18 protein-coding genes and 2 tRNA genes are annotated in these 21,081 nt (G+C 60.9%); 15 read left to right on the top strand and 5 right to left on the bottom strand.

The genetic code is table 11. From position 1 onward, the window contains the following. Positions 1 to 16: 16 nt before the first annotated feature. Positions 17 to 1,324, bottom strand: a complete 1,308-nt coding sequence (locus C453_RS17875; RefSeq protein WP_008326760.1) for a glycoside hydrolase family 68 protein — start codon at positions 1,322 to 1,324, stop codon at positions 17 to 19. 192 nt (positions 1,325 to 1,516) lie between these two features. Here C453_RS17875 and C453_RS17870 point away from each other — a divergent pair, with 192 nt between their 5' ends. From C453_RS17870 to C453_RS17860, 3 genes are all read left to right on the top strand, one after another. Next, positions 1,517 to 2,434, top strand: coding sequence for an acyltransferase (locus C453_RS17870; protein WP_008326759.1), 918 nt, complete (start codon positions 1,517 to 1,519; stop codon positions 2,432 to 2,434). Between the two features lie 189 nt (positions 2,435 to 2,623). Next, complete coding sequence (locus tag C453_RS17865) at positions 2,624 to 2,920, top strand: DUF7577 domain-containing protein (protein WP_008326758.1); 297 nt, start codon at positions 2,624 to 2,626, stop codon at positions 2,918 to 2,920. Positions 2,921 to 2,968: 48 nt separating this feature from the next. After that, complete coding sequence (locus tag C453_RS17860) at positions 2,969 to 3,148, top strand: hypothetical protein (protein ID WP_049907882.1); 180 nt, start codon at positions 2,969 to 2,971, stop codon at positions 3,146 to 3,148. A 437-nt stretch (positions 3,149 to 3,585) separates the two neighbouring features. Here the strand turns inward: C453_RS17860 and C453_RS17855 are convergent. Continuing rightward, a tRNA-Gly gene (locus tag C453_RS17855) sits at positions 3,586 to 3,656 on the bottom strand. A gap of 234 nt (positions 3,657 to 3,890) precedes the next feature. Between C453_RS17855 and C453_RS17850 the strand changes: the two genes are divergently transcribed. Further along, positions 3,891 to 4,721: an NAD+ synthase gene (locus C453_RS17850; protein WP_008326756.1), complete on the top strand. Its 831-nt coding sequence runs from the start codon at positions 3,891 to 3,893 to the stop codon at positions 4,719 to 4,721. 19 nt (positions 4,722 to 4,740) lie between these two features. Here C453_RS17850 and C453_RS17845 read toward each other — a convergent pair whose 3' ends face one another. Continuing rightward, complete coding sequence (locus C453_RS17845) at positions 4,741 to 5,451, bottom strand: enoyl-CoA hydratase/isomerase family protein (protein WP_008326755.1); 711 nt, start codon at positions 5,449 to 5,451, stop codon at positions 4,741 to 4,743. A 60-nt stretch (positions 5,452 to 5,511) separates the two neighbouring features. Here C453_RS17845 and C453_RS17840 point away from each other — a divergent pair, with 60 nt between their 5' ends. The 4 genes from C453_RS17840 to C453_RS17825 all read left to right on the top strand — a co-directional run bounded on the left by C453_RS17840 (position 5,512) and on the right by C453_RS17825 (position 8,543). Continuing rightward, positions 5,512 to 6,189 (top strand): DUF7114 family protein, encoded by a 678-nt coding sequence (locus C453_RS17840; protein WP_008326754.1) that lies wholly within the window; start codon positions 5,512 to 5,514, stop codon positions 6,187 to 6,189. A gap of 78 nt (positions 6,190 to 6,267) precedes the next feature. Then, a tRNA-Thr gene (locus C453_RS17835) sits at positions 6,268 to 6,339 on the top strand. A 402-nt stretch (positions 6,340 to 6,741) separates the two neighbouring features. Beyond that, positions 6,742 to 7,992, top strand: coding sequence for an eCIS core domain-containing protein (locus C453_RS21030; protein WP_394295331.1), 1,251 nt, complete (start codon positions 6,742 to 6,744; stop codon positions 7,990 to 7,992). Beyond that, entirely contained in the window at positions 7,989 to 8,543 is a 555-nt protein-coding gene (locus C453_RS17825; RefSeq protein WP_241430790.1) for a hypothetical protein, read from the top strand. The genes C453_RS21030 and C453_RS17825 overlap by 4 nt, the downstream gene beginning before the upstream one ends. Positions 8,544 to 8,634: 91 nt before the next feature. Here C453_RS17825 and C453_RS17820 read toward each other — a convergent pair whose 3' ends face one another. Further along, on the bottom strand, positions 8,635 to 9,312 hold the full coding sequence (locus C453_RS17820) for a helix-turn-helix domain-containing protein (protein WP_008326751.1): 678 nt from the start codon (positions 9,310 to 9,312) through the stop codon (positions 8,635 to 8,637). Between the two features lie 200 nt (positions 9,313 to 9,512). Between C453_RS17820 and C453_RS17815 the strand changes: the two genes are divergently transcribed. Together C453_RS17815 and C453_RS17810 are read left to right on the top strand one after the other, a co-directional pair. Further along, positions 9,513 to 9,962 carry a cytochrome P450 gene (locus C453_RS17815; RefSeq protein WP_008326750.1) on the top strand — a complete coding sequence of 150 codons (450 nt, stop codon included), beginning with the start codon at positions 9,513 to 9,515 and terminating at the stop codon, positions 9,960 to 9,962. 150 nt (positions 9,963 to 10,112) lie between these two features. Continuing rightward, positions 10,113 to 11,438 (top strand): MFS transporter, encoded by a 1,326-nt coding sequence (locus C453_RS17810; RefSeq protein ID WP_049907864.1) that lies wholly within the window; start codon positions 10,113 to 10,115, stop codon positions 11,436 to 11,438. A gap of 48 nt (positions 11,439 to 11,486) precedes the next feature. Here the strand turns inward: C453_RS17810 and C453_RS17805 are convergent, their stop codons facing one another. Next, positions 11,487 to 12,098, bottom strand: a complete 612-nt coding sequence (locus C453_RS17805; RefSeq protein ID WP_008326748.1) for a metal-dependent hydrolase — start codon at positions 12,096 to 12,098, stop codon at positions 11,487 to 11,489. Positions 12,099 to 13,315: 1,217 nt separating this feature from the next. On the opposite strand from C453_RS17805, the gene C453_RS17800 reads away from it, so the two are divergent. The 5 genes from C453_RS17800 (at position 13,316) to C453_RS17780 (ending at position 21,064) form a co-directional block, all read left to right on the top strand. Then, the gene (locus tag C453_RS17800) at positions 13,316 to 14,935 is read left to right on the top strand and encodes a glycosyl hydrolase family 18 protein (RefSeq protein WP_008326747.1); all 1,620 of its coding nucleotides are present in this window, start codon (positions 13,316 to 13,318) and stop codon (positions 14,933 to 14,935) included. Positions 14,936 to 15,113: 178 nt separating this feature from the next. Then, positions 15,114 to 16,826 (top strand): glycosyl hydrolase family 18 protein, encoded by a 1,713-nt coding sequence (locus tag C453_RS17795; RefSeq protein ID WP_049907862.1) that lies wholly within the window; start codon positions 15,114 to 15,116, stop codon positions 16,824 to 16,826. After that, positions 16,823 to 18,313 (top strand): PKD domain-containing protein, encoded by a 1,491-nt coding sequence (locus tag C453_RS17790; protein WP_008326745.1) that lies wholly within the window; start codon positions 16,823 to 16,825, stop codon positions 18,311 to 18,313. The genes C453_RS17795 and C453_RS17790 overlap by 4 nt, the downstream gene beginning before the upstream one ends. Positions 18,314 to 18,364: 51 nt before the next feature. Then, positions 18,365 to 19,792 (top strand): PKD domain-containing protein, encoded by a 1,428-nt coding sequence (locus tag C453_RS17785; RefSeq protein ID WP_008326744.1) that lies wholly within the window; start codon positions 18,365 to 18,367, stop codon positions 19,790 to 19,792. A 201-nt stretch (positions 19,793 to 19,993) separates the two neighbouring features. Continuing rightward, a complete protein-coding gene (locus C453_RS17780; protein WP_008326743.1) occupies positions 19,994 to 21,064 on the top strand; it encodes a glucose 1-dehydrogenase in 1,071 nt (356 codons plus the stop codon). Positions 21,065 to 21,081 lie beyond the last annotated feature (17 nt).

The raw sequence follows: 21,081 nt of genomic DNA, 5'->3' as shown, positions 1-21,081 counted from the left end.
CGACCCGGAGCGACGCTCAGTCGTCTCGACTGTTCGAGCTGTAGCCTGCGGTTCCGGTAGCTTCGCCCTGTTTCCACCACAGCGCTGGGAGTTCTTCTCGCGGCAGTGGGAGGTGTCCGTGGTCGAGCGTGCCGACGATATCGGTCTCGTCGCCGTCGAGCGAGAGGCGGACTGTCGGGGCGAGCGTGCCGCCGAAGCGACGCATCTGCTCGTCTGGCGAGAGCAACGGTACGTCGTCGAGACTCGGACGGTCGTAGTCGTAGTAGTTGAAGAAGGAGGTCGCGAGCAGTTCGTCGCCGTGGTCGTAGACGAGCCACGAGTACGCCTGAAACGGTGCGCCCGCCGGATTCGTCAGGACCATGCCGTGTCCGTTCAGCGGTTCGTAGTCGCCGCGGAGGTCGTCGGCGACGAACCCGTACAGGGCGTCGTAGCCCTCCAGACCGGGTGCGAAGGTGTGGACGTGGCTGGAGATGAACAGGTAGTACGTCCCGTCGCGGACGACGAAGTGCGGACGTTCGAGTTCTTGGTTGACGCACACGGCGTCCAATAGCGGTGGCCGAAGTTCGAAGTCGGTCGGGTCGCCAGTCGGCGAGTGTGCAATGCCGATACTGCCGTTGAACTCCCCCCAGACCGGGCCGTCGCATTCGCCTGCGCCCTCGGAGACGGGCGTGTTCGCCTCGAAGAGGAGGTACGTCTCACCGGATTGTGGATCCTCGAAGAACCACGGGTCGCGGAAGGTGTAAATCATCCCGCGCGATTGGTCCTCCCGTTCGTACCAGTCGCCGTCGGGCGTGAGGATGACACGGTTGTCCCACGGCCCGTCGATTCGGAGGTCGTCGCCGTCTGCGTGGACCGAGCCACCTGTCGCGAGCGCGATGCGCTGGGTGTAGGTCAGTTCGTCTCTGCCGCTCTCCCCGGCGGCGGTGTAGTAGAAATACACCTCGCCCTCTTCGCCGTCGGGGTCGTACATCGCGGACCCGGCCCACTGGCGCTGGCCGAGTGCGTCGCCCTCGAAGACGGCTCCGCCTGTCGTCCACTCCTTTCCGTCCTCGGAGTAGAAGTACCGAATGGTAGCAACGTCGTGTCGCTTGCCCGGAAGCAAGTCCGAGGGGGAGGTAAGCGCGAAGATGACGCGCTTTCCGTCGATTTCCGCGACAGACCCGTCTCGGTTCCGAAGGAACCACGTGTCCCAGAGGTGCAGGTCGTCGTCGACGCGCTCCTCGGGCGGATAGATGACGGGTGCGACGTTCGAGTCGTCGCGCTGGAGTCCGGCGGCGTGGGCTCTCGTCCACGCCGGTGTGTCTCGGTCGGTCTCTTCACTCATAGCTGAAGTAATACTCTGCCATGTGTTATGTTTCACCATTCCGGTGTCACTCACACGTATTGAACGTGTGATTTCACGCCGAGGGTCCTGTCTTTGGGAACCCCCAAAAGCAGAGAATATTGCCCTTTCAATGGCTGTCGCGGCTGCTGAACAACCGAACCCCTATGAACGTCGCCTGACAACGAGACGGTGATGACGAAGGTCCAGGTTTCGCTTCCGGACGACGCCGAAGATGGGCTACAGGCCTTCATCGACGACGTAGACGAGTGCTTGTCTTCGGAGGAAGACACGTGTCAGGTCGTCAGAGACACCCTTATCGACCTCTTCGGCGACCGCGAAGCGTGGGAGCGCTGGCAGAGTGGGAAGCCGGTTTCGCCGGCGACACGCGTTCGATTGCAGGGGTACGACCCGTGTAACGCGACGCTCGAAGCCGAATACTACGCCGAGAAAGACGAGGAGACGTTCCAGCGCTCCAAACACCTGCAGTGGCTCTGGCGGCAGTTCGACGCCACCCCGATGGCCGACAACGTCGACTTCGCGCTTCGGTTCCGACAGATGCTCGCCAACCATCTCTTCGAGGAGGCTGGCGACAACCTCCGTATTTTCAAGGGCGTCACCTTCTCGTACGGCCACAATATCACTGTCGGCGACAACACAGTCATTCACGACGACGTCCACCTCGACGACCGTGGGAAGCTCACTATCGGCGACCGCGTCTCTATCTCTGATGGCGTCCACATCTACACGCACGCCCACGACGTTGTCGACCAAACGGAGGTTCGAAACTATCACACTGACATCGGTGACGACGTTCGGCTCACGTACGACGCGATGGTGAACGCCGGGAACCACGTCGGCGAAAACGCCATCGTCGGCGCGCGCGCAATCGTCAAGAGCGACGTTCCCGCCCACCACATCGTCGTCGGCGCGCCAGCCAAGAGCGTCAAAGTAAAACCTGGATTCGAAGACGTTGCGGAACCACTCGAAGCGGGTGGCGAACGCCGCGTCGACGACCGCGAGATACCCTACGACCTTCCGGAGGACCGCGACACGTTCGACGAATTCGGCCGCGACCTCGGCGGTCCGGTGAAGCCGCACCGAACCGAGTAGCACCAGTTACTGCCAGGCAGAGCCGACTACGACGACCACCGCTCTCCCTCGTGTTAGACCTTCGATTCGCCAGCAACACTGACTCGTGGTTGTCGGATGTTCGGGAATTTTGTTCACTGGCTAACAGACCGACAGTAATGACACCTGACCGAAGGACCGATATAGCATGCTAACGTAAGTCAAGGTGTGATGGACGTCTGGGGTTGGATCGTCGTCTACGCACTCGGGTTGACCATCCTCCAGCTACTGGTCTATCGGTATCTCGTCGACGGTGGCGAGCCAACGATGGGTGACGGGAGCGGCCGCAACGCCGACCACGCAGATCGGTATGCGCACCCCGAAATCGCGGTTCCCTTCGACGAACGTTCGAGCGTCGGGGTGCAGCGGACGCCGACCGGCGAGCGGATTTGCCCAAGCTGTGGGGCCGAAAACGAGTCGGACGCGACGTTCGAACTCTGTTGGAACTGTACGCGCCGTCTTCGCTGACGGGCGGCGGCCGAGTCCATTTTAATGCCCTCCATCGAAGAAGCAGCTATGGCCGACGACACGGACCTTCACGACGACCTCGACGCACTTGCGTGCGACATCGAGCGGGCGATTCTCGAATTCGACGCCGCGCTCGAACGCCACGCGCAGGTCCGCCAACGCGTCCGTGAGCCTGTCTTCCGTTCGGAGACGACCACGTTCGACGACGTGCAGGACTTGTTTTTCTGACGCTGTTTGTTCGGGACGGTGGTGAGACGTGTCTCGCCGGAAGTGCGCCGACCGGGACTGAGCAAACCGAAGGTTTGCGAAGGTCGGTCGGCAAACGACCGCAGGGAGTGCGCCGACCGGGAGTACCGCGAGTGAAACGAGTGGTACGTCGGTGAGGCTCTGCCTCACCGGGAATTGAACCACGGTCGCTCACTGCGCTCGCTCCCTGATTCAATTCCCTTTGTAACGCATTCGCTCCTCACGTTCGTTCGACAGAAATGCGCCGACCGGGACTGAGCAAACCGAAGGTTTGCGAAGGTCGGTCGGCAAACGACCGTAGGGAGTGCGCCGACCGGGAATTGAACCTGAGCCAGACGGTCCTCCTCGCTTCGCTCGTCGGCTGCGACTGGCAGGGTTCAGATTCCCTACGCATTTCGTCTCACTCCGTTCGACAGAAATGCGCCGACCGGGAATTGAACCCGGGCTTCGAGCTTGGGAAGCTCGTGTCCTACCACTGGACCATCGGCGCGCTTCGCTTCGCTTGCGCCCCGGACTCGACCTCACTTCGTTCGGTCGACCATCGGCGCTCACTTCGTTCGCCTCGTTCGTTATCTCACTGCACTCACTGAGGCAAAAATCCGTAGACGACGGGGGCACTTGAACGTAGCGTTTCAGCGGGTCACTGGTGGGATGAAACTGGACACCTGTCCACTGTCTTCCCGTGAAGAGTGACTATTTGGCCCCCGAGTACCAATCGGGGTGCATGACAGACGTCGACGTTCTCTCGGAGGACGCACCGCTCGACCTCCGCTTTTCAGACGCCGAACTCGAAGCACACCGTGAACACATCACCTCGTTCATCCGCGACACCGTGGACGCGGCGGGTGCTGATGGGGCTGTTCTCGGTCTCTCCGGCGGTATCGACTCGACACTTACTGCTTTCCTCGCGGTCGAAGCCCTCGGCGAAGACGGCCTGCACGGACTTATCATGCCCAGCGTGGCGAACGCCGAAGACATGATGAGCGATGCCGAGGGCGTCGCCGAAATGCTCGGTATCACGTACGACGTCGTCGAGGTCCAGCCCATCGCCGAGACGTTCTTCGACACCTTCCCCGAGGCTGCAAACGACCGGATGGCCGCCGGGAACGTCTACGTCCGCACGCGTGGCATCCTCAACTACTTCGTCGCGAACCACGAGAACCGCATCGTCCTCGGCACGGGCAACCGCTCGGAGGCGATGACGGGCTACTTCACGAAGTACGGCGACCAAGCAGTCGACTGCAACCCCATCGGAAACCTCTACAAGCAACAGGTCCGCCAGCTTGCGGCGCACGTCGGCGTCCCCGAAGACCTCGTGATGCAAACGCCGTCGGCCGAGATGTGGTCCGGCCAGACCGACGAGAGCGAACTGGGGCTGACCTACGACGTTCTCGACGCGATTCTCGCACTGCACGTCGACGGCCCGCTGTCGAAGGCTGCGACCGTTCGGAACTTCGAGGTGACCGCGGAGCAAATCGACCGGGTGGTCGAACTGTACGAAGGGAGTGCTCACAAGCGCTCCATGCCGCCTGCTCCCGACGAACTCACACTCTGAGCACTCGCTGCGTTCGTTCCTAGTCGTCCCGCGATGCTGCGATGTCGTCTACGTTCGCCTCGTGGAGCGTGGCGAATGCCTCGGCTTCCGCGTCGAACCGGTCTGCATCGCGTTGGGCAGCGTCGCGTCCGCGGTCCCGGAGTCGCGATTTGATGATTCGAAGCGACTGGTGGTCGTTGTCGGCTATCGATTCGGCGACTGCTCGGGGGTCGTCCACGATTCGGGAGACGAGCCCCAGTTGGAGCGCCTCCTCGGCATTGACGACACGACCGGAGAGAGACAGGTCGAGCGCGTGGCCCTCGCCGACGATTCGCGGGAGGCGGACCGTCCCACCCCACGCACCGAAGAGACCGAGTCTGACACCCGGTTCGCCGAGTGTCGCCCGCGGTGTCGCGACGCGAACGTCGCACGCGAGCGCGAGTTCCATCCCGCCGCCGCGGGCAGCACCGTCGATTGCGGCGACGACCACCGACTCGCTCCCCTCGATGGTGTCGGCGACACGCTGACCGAGTTTGGCGAACGCCTCGGGGTCGTCGAGGTCGGCCACGCTATCGAGGTCTGCCCCGGCGCAAAATGCCGACCCGGCTCCGCGGAGGAGAACGACAGGTGTGTCCGCACCCTCGATAGCGGCCTGCAGGTCTTCGAGGTCTGTCGGTCTGAGGGCGTTTCGCTGCCCCGGTCGGTCGATAGTCACGACGCGCAGGTCGCCGTCGTCCGCCGTCTGTATCATACCAGCGTTGTGCCGTGGTTTTCCAAAGGTCTTTGCCCTCCCAACCGTAACCCTCGGCTGATGGACAACGCCGTGCGAGCCCGTGAGGCTGCGCGTGAGGCCCTCTCGGATATCGAACCCGACGCCCTCCGTGCGGCGCTGGACGAGCGCCTCGACACCGCCTCGATGACGCCGGCGGTGCTCACCTTCGTGAGCGGGCGGGCCGTCGAACCGAACGTCGACCTGAACGGTATGGCCGAACGGGCCGCCGGAGTGCAACTTATCTACGAGGGGCTTCGCCTCACTCGCCAGCTCGCCCACGAGGAGCCGTGGGTCACGCTCGATGCTGCAGACGACGACACTGACGCCGACCTCGATATCCTCGCGGCCGACGTGCTGGTGTCGCGTGGGTTCTATCTCCTCGCCCGGACTGAAGCGGCCGACCACGCCGTCGAGACAGTCCGTGCCTTCGGGCGCGACCAGACCCGACTTCGTTCGGCTTCCGAGACGGAGCGCCAGTCGCTCGACAGCAACCTCGAAGTCAACATCTGCACGCTCGCCGTGGTCGCTGGAACGACCGCCGTCGGGTCGCCGCCGCCGACTGCGCTGGTCGAGTACGCGGCCGAATTGGCGACGCGACACGACGAGGGCTTCTCGGCAGCGGCTGAGACGGTCTCCGAAGCGACTGTGGACCGTATCGCGGCGCTGTATCGCGGTGGCTCGGGCGACGACCCAGTCACCTCGACAGCCGACCGCTAATCGACATACGCTACCACGGTTCCGGGTCGATTCGAATCGAAACCCCTAAAGAGTAACCCGGACAACGAAGGAATGCGTGCCTGGGTAGCTTAGCGGTAAAGCGCGTCCTTGGTAAGGACGAGAGCCCGGGTTCAAATCCCGGCCTAGGCTCTTCTCGAATTTCTACACTTTGAGCGGTGCGTCTCGTCGCGCCGCGGGACGAGAAATTCGTGTGAGTCACGCGGGAGTTGAGCAGCGAGCAAATCTTCGATTTGCGAGTGAGTTCAAATCCCGGCCCTCAAGCCCAGATTCTCACGGGGGCTTGCACGTTGATTCTTCATGTGGTTCCCACTACTGTGGTGTCACTTCATTCTGCAATCGTCACTTCCCCACCAGACGGCTCAACCCTTTGATGGTGAAGATTCTCCCCGAGACTGCCATGATAGACGAGACAAACTGTTGGACTGATAAGGGAGGAATTATACTGATTAGTGTCAAACAATTTGGGAGATGGGATTTTGATCTGCAGATGAGCAGACAAGGGAGAATAATCGGTCTTCGTCTGTTCCCACAATCCAAGAGCTAACACAAGGCACGAGACCTGACCGAGGCCGGAATAGCAGGCTTCGTACACCACAGGAGTGTGAACGGCGCTTTGGACTCGACATGTACATGGATGGGCAGGAGGTCATTGTCCAGCGTCTTGTCCAGAGCCACGGCGCGAACCAAGTACAGCAGTGGGCCGATGAGGGGATGACTATCGAGACGATGGGGAAGCCACGCGATATGCGCGCGTTCCGCGAGCGTCAGAAGAAGCGCCCCGCGGAAGTTCCGACGGATATCGAACGCCGAAACGCGAAATCAGTTCAGCGTAGCCGTGGTGCCCACCATGAGGCGTCGAAAGCTGGCGACACGCAGGTCTCTGATTCGGTTCGGGACGTAATCTCCTCGCCGGGGAGACAACTCGACACCTCGATTCAGCACGCGATGGAAGAGCGCATGGGTGATTCCCTCGGCGATGTACGGATTCACACCGGACCACGGGCTGCGAAAGCCTGTGAAGACATCAACGCTCGTGCGTTCACCGCCGGGAATCACATCGCGTTCAATCATGGTGAATACGATCCGACTTCGGCCGAAGGACAATATCTGTTAGCCCACGAGCTAACACACGTTCGTCAGCAGAATGGACAGTCAGGCATTCACAGGATGCCGAAACACGAGGAAATCGTAGATAAACTCCGAGAGGTAGTTCAAAACACAGACCGATATCCAGGTGACGAGGCGTTCGAAGGCGATCTTGAGGAGACACTGGAAGAAATAAATGAGACGTGGCTGCGCCAGAAGCTCGAAGAAAACGCCGATTTCACGGTCGAGGACGTGAAAACAGCGATGTACGCCCCCGGACCGGAGGAACAACTCCCTCGGGAATTGGCTCTCTTACTACAGACAGATAGGTGGGAAGCGGGAACGACATTTGATAAGGGAGTTCATGACTGGAAGCATATTGTGGCACGGCACGTTCATCCAGATGCTTCTGGAGAGTGGCCTATCGATCCTGGTTCGGAAATTAGTACAGAACGAAGTGCCACGGCATTCCCCAGTCAGGTGGATGAGTCAACGATTACGAGTATAATCGAGAATGCAATTCACGGTGCCTCAGAAGAGGATATTTCAATCCAGGCCAACGGATATCGAACGGTCAAATACGATGGGACAGAGTTACCATCTGGAATCGAGTGTGTCAAAATTGTATACGATAGCAGTGGGCAAATCGTAACAGCATATCCAGTAGATGGAGATGGCGTGGAGGAGTTACCATGAGTACACCAACAAAAACAGAGACCGATGGACCAGTTGAAGTGAGCATTGTAACTGCTGATGGCCCTGAGATGATATCGACCGGTGGTGGCGCGATTAAGATTACCGCTGGTGGAACCCGCATCAACACATACGAAAACGAGGCGGAGAAGTCTTGGAATGACTGGGCTCCCGAGTTTGTCGGGGACTTCCTTGCTCTTGATTTGCCTGCACTGTTAGAGATTGGGGTGCGGCTCTATTCAGGAGATGTTGAAAGGTATGACACTGTGGAATACCTTCTGGAAGGCCACCGGTCCTATTTTGTATTCGAACCAGTCGGTGACGAGACGGTCCGAGTTGCGTTCCAGACTCGTGAACAAATCGATTCAAGCCTTGATGTTCCCTATCCGACACCGAAGAGTTCACGGGGCTACGTCGTCAATGCTGAGGAACTTTGTAAGTCACTCCTGCAGTGTGCACAAGAGTTCCAGCAGAAGGCGAGTGAATTTGGCGTCGCAAAGGGTGGTTTCTCGAACCAGATTTCCGAAGTGGAATCCATGCTAAAAACGGCGTGAAGTAGCCTCCTTGGCAGCACAATAGAACCCTGAACTAGTCAACGAAGCGATGGAGCAATTGCTGGGTGATCATCACTTTCCTGCCACAAACTCACCCACCAACACCCCCATACCGACGCAACACCCGAGAGAGCACATCCCGTTCGGCCCGCCGAAGCAACACCGACGCCGTACTCTCCGCACACGCCAATTCTGCTGCAACGTCCGCAAGCGTCGCCTCACGTGGAACTTCGTAATACCCCAGTTCGAGTGCCGTACTCACAGCCGCCAACTGACGGTCAGTTAGTGTCCCGGCAAGCGTCCCGCCACGGCGGTCGTAGGTGCCGATTTCGTTGACCGTCACGTCGACTTCCGAGGGCATCGTTTCGAGCAGGTCGCGGATGTCGCTGCCGTCGCCGACAATCGTCATCTCCATCGCGGCCGTGTCGTCGAACCGGACTGGGGGCACGACGATGAGTTGCCGGTCGGCGAAGGCTTCGCGCCACGCCCGCGTCTCGGGGCGGGTCTCCTCGCAGGCCCAGACGTACGCGGAGTCGTCGTCGATGGGGGTGATTCGACAGTCGATAACCGTCTCAATCTCGCGGACTGCCCTTCGGTACGGTGCTAACTCCGCTTCGATGTAGTAGAGCGCGTATTCGATACCCTCGTCGGGGCGGACGCGCCAGGTGAGCATCTCCTCGTACCGGACGATGTCCTCCGTACGAATGAACTCCTGTATCGGATGGAGCATCCAATCCGGCAAGGAGAGCCGAAGGTCGATATATCGCATGTCAGTCCTCCGAAGCTATGCGACCGAGTATAAAAAGAAGCTAGGAGCTTCGCCGTAGTATCGAACACACTCGCCCTCGAAGAGACATGTATGACGGCACACGGCACGAGCGCCGGAGACGAATCGTCCCCACCGACCCCGTCCGGCGTTCCGATACTCGGAAACGGGCCCGCATTCTCCCGAGACCCGGTCGGGGCGATGTGTCGGCGAGCGGGGCGTACGCCGAACTCGAACAGACTCGAAACGTCGTGTCCGAGACGTTACGGCTCTACCCACCGACGCTTGCGGTGACACGGCAGGCGACCGAGCCGGTGACGCTTGCTGGCTACGACCTTCCGGCGGGGGCACAGTTCTTGCTTCCGCAGTGGCCGGTCCACCGAGACGAGCGATACTGGGACGAGCCGACGACGTTCGACCCGTCGCGGTGGCAAGAACCCGAGTCCCGCCCGGGGTACGCCTACTTCCCCTTCAGCGCCGGGCCTCGCAATTGCGTCGGGATGCACTTCGCCCGCACCGAACTGACGCTCATATTGGCAACGATACTCGATAGGGTCGAATTGGACGTTTCGATGGACGGCCCGCTGACGTTCACGCCGTCGCTCCAGCTTAGGCCCGAGACGGACATCGAAGCGACCGTGAAACGGCGGTAGCGATGGGCTGACGACCCACCCCGACCAGCCTGTTTATTCTCGGCTGACGAACAACTCGATACCGTCCGGAACCGGCTCGTTGCACGCGTTTTCACTCGTCGCACGTGTTTCCACGATAGACATTTACACGCACAGATTGTCACGTGAGCCATGGCACGGTTCTCGCTGCGGTCGAATCCGACACGCTGGCGCTGGGTGTTGTGGGTGCTGTTGGCAGTCGGATTCATGCTCGTCAGTTTCCACAGAGTCACGTCGGCCGTCCTCGCGGACGACCTCTCGCGGGCGTTCGACACGACCGGTGCAGAACTCGGATTGCTGCACGCCTCGTTTTTCTACATCTACGCAGGACTGCAACTCCCGGCGGGTATCCTCGTCGACAGAGCAGGGTCGCGCCGAGTCGCTGCCGCGGGATTGGGTGTGATGGCCTTCGGGGTGTTCGGATTCGCGCTCGCACCGACCTACGGATTGGCGTTTGCCTCGCGGGCGCTTCTCGGATTGGGCGGGAGCGTCCTCTATACGGCCACGCTTCGGTTCCTCGCCAACTGGTACCGCCCGGACGAGTTCGCCACCATGACTGGGTGGACGGTCGCAGCAGCAGGCTTGGGTGGCGTGCTCGCGACGACTCCCTTAGCCATCGCAATCGAGCAGGCAGAGTGGCGGATGGTCCTTCTCGGAGTGGGTGTCATCGGGGTCGGACTCGCGGTGCTGACGTACGTCGGAGTCCGTGACCGCCCCCGAGACGCGGGTTTCGAGCCACTCGACGGCGTCGAGCCGCCGACGTCGGACGTCGAATTTGCTACCGTCGTCGAGAACACGAAACGAGTCCTCAAAGAGCGTGAGACGTGGCTGATGGGTACGATGCTTTTTCTGGTTATCGGGACTAACTTCACCGTCCTCGGACTCTGGGGCGTTCCGTACATCGCAGACCTCTACGACGTATCGGTCCAGACAGCCTCGATGTTCGTCTTCGTCGGCAACGTCGGCTTCCTGCTCGGGTCGCCGCTCATGGGGTCGCTCTCCGACCGATTCGGTCATCGTACGCTCTTCATCCTCGGGTCGTGTGTGGTCTTCACCGTCGCGTACGGCCTCATCTTCCTTCTTGTCACACCGCCGTTGCTCGTCGCCGGGGGACTGCTCTTCGCCGCCCTGTTCGTCATGGGTGGTGTCGTCATCGCCTTCACCGTCGCCAAGGAGCGCCACGAGGCGGAAGCGAGTGCGACCGCGACCGGCGCGATAAACAGCCTCGGGTACTTCGGGGCCGCGGTGTTTCCGGCGGTGATGGGCTACGCGCTCGACACCTACTGGACCGGCGAGACCGTTGCTGGCGCGCGGGTCTACACGCCAGCGGGCTACCGTGTCGCCTTCGGCATCGCCGCCGCTGCGGGCGTCGTCGCCATCGCGTGTGCATATCTGCTCCACCGAAGCGAATCCCGAGTCGAGTCGGCAGCGGTGGAACAAGCCGAGCCGACGGACTAAGCAGTCGGGAGTCGGAGACGCGAATCGAAAACGGCGTGTTGGAGTCGACTACCGCAGGTCGCGGACGAACCGCTCCGGCACGTGGTCGAGGACGTGGTCGGGCATCGCCGCGACGAGCCGCTCGGCCACGACGACCATCGGCTTCCGAAGGAGGACGTAGACTCCCGAGATGGCGACTGCAGCGATGACGAGTAGCTCGACGATACCATCGAAGACGACGACTGGCGGGACCGCCAGCACGAGCGTCAACGCGAGGTCTTCGGGCGAGCCATCGTAGCGAATCAGTCGCTTGGGCTTCAGCCAGCGTCCGTTCCAGTGGTCGTAGACCGCGCGGTCGGACGTGCCGAGCCACGGCTTGAGTTCGAGTCCGCCGCCGAGAACGTCGGAGGCGGAGTGGACGGCGGCTGCCGCGAGGAACAACGCGACGGCGAGGCTAGTCGTAGTCGGATTCACCGCGGCCACTGCCAGCGCGGGCACGGCGAGTGCGCTGAAGTAGACGGGGAAGTGGAGGGTCTTTCGGTGCCCGGCGTACAGGTCGAAGTCCGGGAACAGGCCGCCGAGAGCGGCCGCAAGAACCGGGATAATCCCGGCCTCGGGGACCAACGCCCACACGGCGGTGCCGAGAGCGACACCCGCGAGGGCGTGAGTGGTGGCCATCATCGGTACCGGCCGGTACGTAATCTGAAGGAAAAACGGTGTCGGTGGTCGTGCTAGCTCTTATCAAGGTTCGGTTGGGGTGCCGTTCTGGCCCAGATACGTGGCGAAGTGTTTGCCCGGGGTGTTCAGCGTCGACCGCCAATCGACTGGGTGTCTGGGACGCTGAATCGACGTGAACGACGACCGAATAACAACTCCAAATGAGTTTAAAATAACGCACTGGATATATAACTGGAAATTTAGCTGATTCAACCTCTATCTATTTGTTTATGTGTTTGAGGGTGTACTGACGGTGGACTGCCAACGACTACTTGAATAGCACAGTATGGCTTCCCAAGCAGACACAGACAGCCAATAAGTGCTGTGTCAAGGCGAACGAGCAACTGATGTCTGTTCTGAAACTCCCTGACCCACTGTTGAGTCGTTTCTCCGCCTGAACTGCCGAGAAAGTTGGTTTCAACCATCGACTGGCTTCCTCGGTAGTCGGAACTGACCGGAAAGATGCTCTGTACGTGTGGTTGTGAACTGACGGCGAAGCACCAATATTATCGGAAAATTTAGTAGTACTGCTGTCTGTCTAATTTTAGAGCTGCGGCAGATACCCGATTAAATAAATTAGTATTACGTTTTCTTATACATTGGGTTGTCAAGCGCCATTACGGGCATACGCTCGTAACACTCTCCGCACGCTGAAACAGTGCCAGAATCGACTCGTGTGCTGTCGCGACCAGCGACGTGTAGTGCTGTCCAACACTGGACATTACAAGCGTACGTCTGTAATTACAACTCTCGACTGATGGTCTAACGTTCTTTTCTCACTGATTTCCCCACCGATAGAGAATAATTTCGCATTACGAAACAAACTACTCGAAATTCGGTCGCGATGATTCGGCGGCGGCGACTCTTGAATCGTCGAATGAGGGTATCTAGTAGTCAAAATCGTACGACATAGCGGTCCCCAACCGATTCGAACTCAATTCGCGACCCGACAACCACCGATTGCAGTCTGTTACTATTACGAAATCGAAACGCCGAGACGCTCACATTTCGACGCCACTGCAATCCCTGACTGACCGCTCGTCGAGATACGGGCCACAAATATGTCTAGTTGGATATGATTGGCCGTAGATTTATTATGGCATGTGTGACATTGACTCAACAGGATACGTTCGACGGCACAGCGCACGGAGCAGTGTCGTCGGGGACGGTCCGCTCGAACAATGAAACAGAGCAGACGAGATTACCTACGGAACACGTCGGCCTTGCTCGCGCTTCTCGGTGGCGCGGGGACGGCCGCAGCAGCAGAGAACCCCCCAAAGTGGGACCCTGAAGCGACCTACACGTCCGGTGACCGCGTCACCCACGACGGCTATATCTGGGAAGCGAAGTGGTGGACGAAAGGCGACGAACCATCCACCGACGCAAACGTGTGGAAACAAATCGAGGAAGCGGGCGGCGGAAACGAGTTGAAAGCTTCGTTTACCGCGAGCGACCTCGCCATCAACCCCGGTGAAACGGTCGAATTCGACGCGAGCGGGTCGGCCGACAGCGCGACCCAGTACGACTGGGACTTCGGCGACGGAAGCACCGGATCCGGGAAAGTCGTGTCTCATACGTTCGAATCGGCGGGCGAGTACACGGTCAAGCTGACAGTCACAGACGACTCCGGCACGAGTGGTTCGACGACGAAAGTCATCACTGCGAGCGATGGCGGGATGCCCACCGACAATCGCGTCGTCGGCTACTACATGCAGTGGGCGCAGTGGGACCGCGAGTACACCCCCGGCGACATCCCGCTGGACAAGGTCACCCACGTCAACTACGCCTTCCTGACGGTCAACCAAGACGGGTCGGTCGATTACATCAACGAGAACGCGGCGAAGCGAGTCCTCGAACCTGAGTCGTGGCACGACCATACCGGATTCGACGAACTCGTCGACGACCCGACGACCGAGTTCCTCTTCTCTATCGGTGGCTGGAACGACTCGAAGTACTTCTCGAACGCGGCCGAGACCGAGGCGAGTCGCCAGCGCTTCGCGAAGACCGCCGTCGAAATCATGCGTGCGCACAACTTCGACGGGCTCGACATCGACTGGGAGTACCCCGGCGGTGGCGGCAAGTCGGGGAACATCGTCCGCGACGGCGACAAGAAGCGCTACACCGACCTCCTCGCTGCGGTTCGGAGTGAACTTGACGCAGCCGAAAAGGAAGACGGCCAAGAGTACCTCTTGACCTCCGCGCTGTCGGCCGACCCGCAGAAAAACGAGGGACTCGACCACCAGCAGAACTCGGAGCTCCTGGACTTCCTGAACGTCATGACCTACGACTTCCACGGAGCCTTCGACGAGTACACGAACCACCAGAGTCCGCTGTACTACAAGGACAACGACCCCTCGCCGCGTGCACAGGATTTCAACGTTGACGCTGCGATGACCTACTGGGCGAACACTGCCTTCGATAGCTCGCAGCTCTCGATGGGGCTTCCGTTCTACGGCCGGAGTTTCGGCAACGTCGCGAGCAGCGACAACGGCGGGCTCTACCAGTCCTTCGACGGCTCTCCAGACGGAACGTGGGGCCAGGACAACGGTATCATGGAATTCTGGGACATCAACCAGAATCTCGAACCGAGTTCCGAGTACGAGTACCACTGGGACGACACCGCCAAGGTCCCGTGGATTTACTCCAGTAGCTCGGACGTACTCGTCAGCTACGACAACCCGAAATCCGTCGGCATCAAGACGGACTACGCCCTCGAAAACAACCTCGGCGGGCTGATGTTCTGGGCGTTCTCGGGTGACAAAAACGAGGTGCTCCTCGACACGCTCCTCGACCACCTCTGAGGCTCCACGATAGCGTCGCCTGTACACGTACCAGTCTCCTGCACCTCCTCCCGAGGTGCGTCCCGTAGCGGCTGCAAAATCCTCTGAAGTTAGACTAAAATTTATTTTTCATCAAAGTTTAACAATCTCTGCCCTGTACAGTGTCTGTCGCCAGCACGTTGGCGAAGGGAACACCACTATGAGACAAAACAGACGAGACTACCTTCGGAACACGTCAGCCTTGCTCGCGCTCCTCTCGGGTGCGAGCGTAACCGCATCGGCAGCAGACACACCACCGGCTTGGGAATCCGACGTCGCGTACACGGGTGGCGACCGCGTCACTCACGACGGATACATTTGGGAAGCCAAGTGGTGGACGAAAGGTGACGAGCCATCCACCGACTCGAACGTCTGGAAACAAATCGAGGAGGCAGGTGGCGGAAACGGGCTGAAAGCCTCGTTCACCGTCAGCGATACCTACGTCGAGCCGGGTGTCGAGGTCTCGGTCGACGCAAGCGGGTCCGACGGGAGTCCATCCAGCTACGACTGGGACTTCGGCGACGGGACGACCGCCTCTGGACAAACCGCATCACACACGTACGACGCCGAACAGGAGTTCACGGTCACACTCACCGTGAGCGACGGCGACGCGAGCGACTCCACCTCGAAACAAATCACGGTCTCGGAGAACGCACCGTCCGAGGAATTCAGCATCGTCGGCTACTACCCGAGTTGGAAGGGCAACGAGGACTACCAGTACTATCCCGAAGACATCCCGTTCGACAAGGTCACGGATGTCCTGTACGCCTTCCTCGACGTGAAACCGGACGGAAGCGTCGTTATCCCGGACAGCGAAGTCAACCACGAAAGCCTGCTTCAGTCCTTTGCCGACCTCAAGCAAGGTCCGGCGTCGGATACGGACCTCAAACTCTCTATCGGCGGGTGGGCACTCTCACCCGGATTCGAAGACGCCGCCGCAACCGAAGAGAACCGGACGCGATTCGCAAACACCGCGGTTTCGCTCATGCGGCAGTACGACTTCGACGGCATCGACATCGACTGGGAACACCCCGGTCCGAACCGCGGCGTCTGTGAGTGCGGGAGCGCCGAAGGACCAGCGAACCACGTCAAACTGCTTCAGGCAGTCCGAGACAAACTCGACGCAGTCGAAGAAGAAGACGACCGGACGTACTACCTGTCTGTCGCAAACGGCGGGTCCGACTGGAACGCCTCGCTCATCAAGCACCGCGAGGTCGAGCGCGTCGTCGACGAAATTCATATGATGGCGTACGACTTCACCGGCGTCTGGCACGAGACTGCGGGGCTGAACGCGCCGATTTACGGCACGCCCGACGACTACCCACCCTCTGGGGACGCCCAGCAGTACACCATCGAGACGACACTCGAAATCTGGAAAAACAAAGGCTACTGGGTCGACTGGATGGAGTGGGAAGACTACGGTGAGCCTGTCGAGGACCCCGCAAGCCTCGTGCTCGGCATGCCGTTCTACGGCCGCGGCTGCAAGGTCGAAAACGGTATCTGGGACACGTTCTCGCTTTCCGACTGGCAACAGGGCGACCCGGAGCACCAAAACGAGGTTATCCCGCCGGGAACGTGGAACGACCTCCTCGGTCCCGACCAGGCCAACACCGGCGCGTTCGATTACGGCGATCTCGAAGAGAACTACGAAGGTGCCAACGGCTGGGAGAAGAACGTCAACGAGCAGGGACAGGTGCCGTGGCTCTGGAACGAAGAACAGGGGATTTTCATCAGCTACGACGACCCCGCCTCTATCGAAGAGAAGGTCAAACTCGCGAAGTCCAGAGGGCTCGGCGGCGTGATGTTCTGGGAACTGTCGCAGGACTACAACGGAACGCTCCTCGACGCCATTCACGGGCAGCTAAACCAATGATGCGGAACTCTGACAACTCGAAAGACCGAGACTCCAACAGCCCACGCAAACAGAACCGGCGGTCGGTCCTCCGGTCGCTCGCGGGACTGACTGGTGTCGCCGGGCTCTCGTCCGCGGGAATCCGTTCAGTCGCAGCGGCAAGCGACCCGCCGCAGTGGGACCCAGATACGGTCTACACCGACGGCGACCGTGTCACTCACGACGCCTACATCTGGGAGGCGAAGTGGTGGACGAAAGGCGACGAACCGAGCGACGACGCGAACATGTGGAAGGGAATCGAAGCCGCCGACAACGCGGGCGACCCCCCGACTGCCGCCTTCGACGTGAGTTCCACGTTCGTCCAGCCCGGCACCGAGGTCAGTTGCGACGCCAGCGCCTCGACCGGCGACCTGCAAAGCTACGAGTGGGACTTCGACGACGGAACGACGAAAACCGGGGTCACCGCGTCTCACGCCTACGACGACACCGGCGAGTACACGATTTCGCTGACCGTGACAGACGCCGATGGCGACACGGCCGACGCGACGAAACAACTCACGGTCGACGCCGACGGCGTCCCCTCGGCGAACCCGATTCCGGACCGCATCTTCGCCCCGTTCGTCGATATGATGCTGGAAGACCAGCTTTCGCTGGCCGAAAACGTCGAGGCCGCCGGAACCGAGTACTTCACGCTCGCGTTCGTCCTCGCCGATGGAAACGGCGACCCGGCGTGGGCCGGAAGCCAGAAAGTCGGCGAACCCAGCAACTGGCTCGATGTCGGCACGCAACTCACCGAACTCCGAGACCAACACGGCGGCGAGGTCATCGTCTCCTTCGGCGGTCTCAACGGGACGTATCTCGCCGAGGCGATTTCGAGCGCGAGCGAGTTGAAAGACGCCTACGCGACCGTCGTCGATACGTACGATCTCACGTTCATCGACTTCGACGAGGAGTCGCTTATCAGCCGCGATGAAGAGGCGATTCGCCGCCGAAACGAGGCGCTCGTCATGCTCCAAGAGGAGTACCCAGACCTGCGCGTCTCCTACACGCTCCCGGTGATGCCTTCGGGCTTCCCGGACCACTCCTCGAACGACGTACTGTTCGTCCTCGAAGATGCCGTCTCGAAGGGCGTCGAACTCGAAGCGGTCAATCTGATGGTGATGGACTACGGCGCGGACATCGAGCCGAACGCCGAAAACGCCATCAGCGCGGCCGAGAACGTCCACGCGCAACTCGGCGACCTCTACCCGGACAAGTCCGCTGCCGAGCGCTGGAGCATGCTCGGACTCACGCCGATGATCGGCGTCAACGACATCGGTGGGACGTTCTATCAGGAAGACGCGCAGCAGGTCCTCGAGTTCGCACAGAACAACGACCTCAGGTGGCTCTCGTTTTGGGAACTCGTCCGCGACAACGGCGAGGGCGACAAACTCTACGAGAGCACGCTCATCGAGCAGGAACCGTTCGAGTTCTCGTCCATCCTCAATCCGTTCACGGCCGACCAATGACGCAGAACCACACGACTCACCCATGACATACCAACCACTCACGATCTACCCATGACACAGCACCGTCGAACCTACCTCAGAAACGTCTCGGCACTCGTCACGTCAGTCGCTGGCGTCGGCGCAGCATCGACAGCAGTCGCGGCCGAGTCGCCGCCGAAGTGGGACGACTCCACGCTCTACGAGGAAGGCGACCGCGTCACCCACGACGGGTACATCTGGGAAGCCGACCTCTCCTCTCGAAACGCCGAACCCGCCGAGGACTCGGCCTACTGGACCAAAGTCGGTCCCGCAGACGGTGGCGGTGGCGGCGGCGAGACCCTCTCCGCGGCGTTCACTATCGACGACGCGACGGTCACGCCCGACACGTCGGTCTCCTTCGACGCGAGCGACTCCACCGGAAGCATCGACAGCTACGACTGGGACTTCGGCGACGGCGAGAGCGCGACGGGGAAGACCGTCTCGCACTCCTTCGCCTCCACGGGGTCGTACACGGTCGAACTCACCGTCACCGGTGCAGACAGCGCGACCGACGCGACGAGCAAGACCGTCACCGTCGAATCATCCGATGGTGGCGGTGGAACACCGGCTGACGGTCTCCCGTCGAGCGTGTTCGCGCCGTACGACCACGTCTCTACGAAGCCCGAAACCGCCCCGATAGACCACGCACAGCAGGCCGGAACGAACTACTTCCATCTCGCGTTCGTCCTTGCCGGGCCGGACGGACAGCCAGCGTGGGACGGCGACGCGAACAAACTCGTCGGAGAGTCGTCCGTCGGCGGCTACATCGACGACATCCACAACGCTGGTGGTGAGGCCATCATCGCCTTCGGTGGGGCGGCAGGGCCATATCTCGCCGACGGGACCAACGACCCGGCGGTTCTCGCCGACCGCTTCGAGGCGGTCGTCGATGCGTACGGTGCGACCCATCTGGACATCGACGAAGAGGCGTTCGCCATGGCGACGGTCAAGCGCCGGAACAAGGCGCTCGCGACGCTTCAGGAACGTCGCCCCGAGGTCAGCGTCTCCTTTACGCTCCCAACCTCGACGAAGGGACTGACCGCACAGGGCAAAGACGTGTTGCAGGACGCCATCGACAAGGGTGTCACCATCGACACGGTGAACATCATGACGATGAACTACGGGTGGGTCGAGCCGAGCGGCGACATCGTCACCCAGTCGGCCAGTAACCTTCACGACGACCTCGGCGACCTCTTCCCCGACAAATCGGCCGCCGAACGCTGGAGCATGGTCGGAATCACGCCAATGATTGGTGTGAACAACGTCGGCGGGAAGTTCACCCAGTCCGACGCGGAGCAGGTCCTTGACTTCGCACAGAACAACGATGTCGGCATGCTCTCGTTTTGGTCTATCGACCGGGACAACGGCACCGGCTCGGGCGAGGTCTCACCCGTCAAAAGCGGCATCGACCAAGAACCGTACGAGTTCTCGTCGCTCTTCGCCCCGTTCACGAGCGAGTGAGAGGCTCGGACAGCCAACGTACGGTTCACCCGAAGCTATTTCTTGCAACCCAATGATGTGTCCGGTGATGAACGACACACCGAGTCGGCCCTGTGTCGCTGACGCCGCGTCACGACACCGGACACGTCACAATTTGAGTGGCACGACGAACGAGACGAAACACCCCGCCGCAGGTCGCCGAAATTGGGGAGTGACGCAGTAATGCGCGCCATCGCTGTCCATCGCGGCGAAGAATTACCTCGTGTCATCGACGTTCCGACACCAGAGCCCGAACCCGGCGAAGTGCTCGTCGAGACACTCAGAGTCGGCGTCGATGGCACTGACCACGAGGTCATCAAGGGAACACACGGCGGGTTCCCGCCGGGCGACGACTACCAAATCCTCGGCCACGAGGCTATCGGCGTCGTCGTCGACCCGACCACGACGGGCTTCGATGTCGGCGACCTCGTCATGCCGACCGTGCGCCGCCCGCCGAACGGGACGAACGAATACTTCGAGCGCGGGGAACCGGACATGGCCCCCGACGGGCAGTACGTCGAACGCGGTATCGTGGACGCCCACGGCTACATGTCCGAGTACTTCACGAGTCCGGCGGAGTTCCTCGTGGAGATTCCGGAGTCGCTCGCCCCACACGGCTTCCTCGTCGAGCCGATGAGTAACGCGGAGAAAGCACTCGAACACGCCTATGCGACCCGGTCGGCGTTCACGTGGGAACCGGAGTCGGCGCTCGTCCTCGGAAACGGCCCGCTCGGACTGTTGACGCTGGCGCGGCTCGCCCGCGACGTGGACGACCTCTACTGTCTGGGTCGTCGGGACCGTCCGGACCCGAGCATCGACATCATCGAGAAACTCGGCGCGACCTACGTCGATTCGCGGGAGACGCCGGTCCCCGAGATTCCAGCCGAACACGGGCACGTCGATATCGCCGTCGAGGCAACCGGATACGCGAAACACGCCTTCGAAGTGCTCGATGCGCTCGCGCCGAACGGCGTGGGCGCGCTGCTCGGCGTCCCCGGTGACTGGTCGTTCGAAATCGAAGGCGGTCGGCTCCACCGCGAGATGGTGCTACAGAACAAGGCACTCGTCGGGAGCGTCAACTCTCACATCCCGCACTTCGAGGACGCCATCGAGACGGTCTCGTCGCTTCCCGACTGGTTCGTTGACGACATCGTCACGGAAGTCGTTCCCGCGGAAGACCCGAGTGCAGCCTTCGAGCGAAACACCGACCAAATCAAGACCGCCGTCGAGTTCGTCTCGCCGTCGGAACGCTAATCGTCGCGGCCGCGACC

This window comes from Haloferax elongans ATCC BAA-1513 (assembly GCF_000336755.1).
GTDB classification, from domain to species: Archaea; Halobacteriota; Halobacteria; order Halobacteriales; family Haloferacaceae; genus Haloferax; species Haloferax elongans.
This window is presented reverse-complemented; position numbering and strand designations above follow the sequence as displayed.